A 3,293-nucleotide genomic window follows, 5' to 3' on the forward strand; every position below is an offset into this window, starting at 1 on the left:
CCGCTGTATGTGGCCCTGGGCGCGGGCAACGGCGACCCGGCGCAGCGCCTGAACGACGAGATCAGCTACGGCGCATTGGCGATGGACGCCTATTCTTTCGGCTGAACCCGCAGTCCCCGCAACGGGCCGCCCTGGTCTTGGCGCGGTCCGGTGAAAAAAATCGCCGCGCATTGCGCGGCGATTTTTTGATCAACGTACCCAATGGCAGACACGGTGGTGGTGGTGGTGAGGATCCCAATGACACACCTTGTGCGGACGGGCTTGCGCGGCAGTCGCGAAGATCGCTCCGGCCATGGTTGCGAGCAGAGTCGAAAACAGGACTTTTTTCACGACATCTCCTTTTGTGTTTCAGGTGCCGCTAGTTTGAACGCACGCAAATGACGCAGCCCTGAATTCGTCGGTTTCCCTTTGCAAGCAAATCAAGCCGCCAGCAACTGCCGCAGCACGAAAGGCAGTATCCCGCCGTGCTTGTAGTAGTCGACCTCGATCGGCGTGTCGATCCGCAGCAGCACGGCCACGTCCTGCTTGCTGCCGTCGGGGCGATGGATGGTCAGCGTCACGTTCTGCATGGGTTTGATGCCCTGCTCCAGCCCGGAGATGTCGAAGGTCTCCTTGCCCGTGATGTTCAGGCTTTCCACGCTGTCGTTGCCCTTGAATTGCAGGGGCAGCACGCCCATGCCGACCAGGTTGCTGCGGTGGATGCGCTCGAAGCTGCGGGCGATCACCGCTTTGACGCCCAGCAGCTGCGTGCCCTTGGCGGCCCAGTCGCGCGAGGAGCCCGTGCCGTATTCCTCGCCGCCAAACACCACGCTGGGCGTGCCTTGCGCGATGTACTTCATGGCAGCGTCGTAGATGGACATCTGCTCGCCGCCGGGCTGGAACAGCGTGTCGCCGCCTTCGAAGCGGCTGCCGTCGGCCCGGGGCGGAATCATCAGGTTCTTGATGCGCACGTTGGCGAAGGTGCCGCGCATCATGATCTCGTGATTGCCGCGGCGCGAGCCGTAGCTGTTGAAATCGGCCTTGAGCACGCCGTGATCCTTGAGCCATTTGCCCGCGGGGGAGGATTCCTTGATGGAGCCGGCCGGCGAGATGTGGTCGGTGGTGACCGAGTCGCCGAAGATGCCCAGTGCGCGCGCGCCCTTGATGATGGGCATGGCGCCCGGCGTCATGCCGAAGTCGTCGAAGAAAGGCGGCTCGGCGATGTAGGTGGACTTGGGCCAGTCGTAGGTCTCGCCCTTGACGCCCTTGATGTTCTCCCACAGCTTGCCCGGCTTGGTCTTGACCTGGCCGTAGTTGTCGCGGAAGGCGTTGGGATCCATCGCGAACTTGAGCAGATCGTCGATCTCTTGCGTGGTGGGCCAGATGTCGCCCAGCCAGACGTCGCCGTTCTTGCCGCGGCCCACGGGCTCGGTCATCAGGTCCTTGAGCATGGTGCCGGCGATGGCATAGGCCACCACCAGCGGCGGCGAGGCCAGGAAGTTGGCCTTGATATTGGGGTGGATGCGCGCCTCGAAATTACGGTTGCCCGACAGAACGGCCGCGCACACCAGATCGTTGGACGTGATGGCTTCGTTCAGATCGGCAGTGAGATCGCCGGCATTGCCGATGCAGGTGGTGCAGCCGTAGGCCGCGACGTCGAAGCCGAGCTTGTCCAGATAGGGCAGCAGGCCCGTCTTGGTGAGATAGCCGGTGACCACGCGCGATCCGGGGGCTAGCGACGTCTTGATGTGCTTGGGCACCTTCAGGCCCGCTTCCACCGCCTTCTTGGCCAGCAGGCCTGCCGCGAGCAGCACGCTCGGGTTGGACGTGTTGGTGCAGGAGGTGATGGCGGCTATCAGGATGTCGCCGTTCTTGATCTTGGTGCCGGTGCTGGTGGTGAAGGTCTCGCCCAGCTTGGCGGCCGGCTGGTTGAAGCCGTTCTCGGCGATCGGCTTGGAGAACAGAGTCGTGAAGGTCTTCTTCAGGTTGCCGATTTCGATGCGGTCCTGCGGGCGCTTGGGGCCGGCGAGCGACGGCGCGACCGTGGCCAGGTCCAGCGTGAGCAGCTTGGAGAAATTGATGTCCTTGGCCTTGGGCACGCCGAACATCTTCTGCGCCTTGAAATAGGCCTCGAAGGCCGCGATCTCTTCCTCGGTGCGGCCGGTGCCCTTGAAGTAGTCGATAGTGCGCTCGTCGACCGGGAAGAAGCCCATGGTGGCGCCATATTCGGGCGCCATATTGCCGATGGTGGCGCGGTCGGTCACCGACAGGCTGGCCGTGCCTTCGCCGCAGAATTCGACGAACTTGCCCACCACTTTTTCCTTGCGCAGCATCTCGGTGATGGTCAGCACCAGGTCGGTGGCGGTGACGCCGCCGCGCAGCTTGCCCTTCAACTCCACGCCCACCACGTCGGGGGTGAGGAAGTACACCGGCTGGCCCAGCATGCCGGCCTCGGCTTCGATGCCGCCCACGCCCCAGCCGACCACGCCGATGCCGTTGATCATGGTGGTGTGGCTGTCGGTGCCCACCAGCGAGTCGGGGTAATAGACGCCGTCCTGGGTGCGGTGCACGCCGCGCGCCAGGTATTCCAGGTTGACCTGGTGCACGATGCCGGTATCCGGCGGCACCACCCGGAAATTGCTGAATGCCGTCTGCCCCCATCGCAGCAGCATGTACCGCTCGCGGTTGCGTTGGAATTCGAGCAGCGCGTTGATGTCGAAGGCATCGCTGGAGCCGAAGCGGTCCACCTGCACGGAGTGATCGATCACCAGGTCCGCCGGCATCAGCGGATTGGCGCGGCCGGGGTCGGCGCCCATGGCCTGCAGCGCGTCGCGCATGGCGGCCAGGTCCACCACGCAGGGTACGCCGGTAAAGTCCTGCAGCAGGACGCGCGCCGGCATGAAGCTGATCTCTTTATCCTGCGTGGCGGCGCCGGATGCCACATAGCGGATGTCTTCCGGCGAAATGCGTTTGCCGTCTTCGCAGCGGACCAGGTTTTCGAGCAGGATTTTGGTGGAAAACGGAAGGCGGGAAACCTGTCCCGCGCCTTGTTCTTCTAAAGTGGCGAGCCGGAAATAATCGTAGTCGCTCGCGCCCACGCGCAGCTTCGCCGCCGCGCCAAAACTGTTTTTTGCCATCTATTCGATTGTGTCATAAGCCGGTCCGGGTAGTCTCATTTTGCTCCTGGTATCTTGGTTCCATGGACCTGCGTTACCCGATTGGTAAGTTCGAGTGGCCGGACGCCGTCACGCCGGTGGACCGCGCGCGTCACATCGCGCAAATCGCCTCCGCGCCGGCGGAGTACCGGCAGGCGG

General features: G+C 63.6%; 2 protein-coding genes. Both read right to left on the reverse strand.

Features of this window, described 5'->3' with window-relative positions:
• Positions 1 to 189 precede the first annotated feature (189 nt).
• Positions 190 to 330 carry an HHHH-motif protein gene (locus VMA74_RS21585; protein ID WP_325364297.1) on the reverse strand — a complete coding sequence of 47 codons (141 nt, stop codon included), beginning with the start codon at positions 328 to 330 and terminating at the stop codon, positions 190 to 192.
• 89 nt (positions 331 to 419) lie between these two features.
• Positions 420 to 3,116, reverse strand: a complete 2,697-nt coding sequence (gene acnA / locus VMA74_RS02025) for an aconitate hydratase AcnA (RefSeq protein ID WP_325364299.1) — start codon at positions 3,114 to 3,116, stop codon at positions 420 to 422.
• Positions 3,117 to 3,293 lie beyond the last annotated feature (177 nt).

The organism is Dyella sp. (genome assembly GCF_035508675.1).
Classification (GTDB): Bacteria; Pseudomonadota; Gammaproteobacteria; order Xanthomonadales; family Rhodanobacteraceae; genus Dyella_B.